1 protein-coding gene is annotated in these 839 nt (G+C 69.1%); it reads left to right on the top strand.

The features are described from left to right. Positions 1 to 17: 17 nt before the first annotated feature. On the top strand, positions 18 to 839 hold an 822-nt coding region (locus AC1DWF_RS33340), incomplete at its 3' end, for a pyruvate kinase (RefSeq protein WP_476842779.1).

Raw genomic sequence — 839 nt, 5'->3', positions numbered from 1 at the left:
AATGATAATTGAACCGCATGCGCGATCCCGTCCTCGAGGATATCCTCGCCCGCCGCGGTGCGGTCACCCGCATCGCCTCCGCCCTCAACATCTCCACGGCTGCCGTCAGCCAGTGGAAGCGCGTCCCCGCCGACCGGGTCGACGACGTGGCCGAGCTCTTCGGCATCGAGGCCGAATCGCTCCGCTCGCCCGGCGCGCCGCCGCCCGCCTTGCGCGTGCCCGAGGGCTCCGTCCGCGCGCGCATTCCGTTGCGCCGCCACCGCCGCACCAAGATCATCGCCACCCTCGGCCCGGCCAGCTCCTCGCTGGAGATGATCGAGAAGCTCTTCCGTCAAGGCGCGGACGTCTTCCGCCTCAACTTCTCCCATGGCAGCCACGAGGATCACGCGGCCCGTATCGCCATCATCCGAGAGGTCGAGCGCAAGACCGGCCGCCCCGTCGGCATCCTCGCCGACGTCCAGGGCCCCAAGCTGCGCGTCGGCAAGTTCGGTGCGGGCCGGGTCCAGCTGACCACCGGCAGCCGGTTTCGCCTCGACCTCAACCCAACACCAGGCGACGTTAAGCGCGTCCAGCTCCCTCACCCGGAGATCATTAACGCCGCCCGCATCGGCACCACCCTTCTGCTCGACGATGGCAAGCTGCGCCTGCGCGTCGTCCGCCAGGTGGAGAACGACCACCTGGAGACCGAGGTCATGGTCGGCGGCGCCCTTTCCGACCGCAAGGGCGTGAACGTGCCGGACGTGGCCCTGCCCATCCCGGCGCTCACCGCCAAGGACCGCGCCGACCTGGAATTCGTCCTGCCGCTGGGCGTCGAATATATCGGCCTCTCCTTCGTGCAG

The organism is Aminobacter sp. P4_D5 (assembly GCF_056401815.1).
This window is presented reverse-complemented; position numbering and strand designations above follow the sequence as displayed.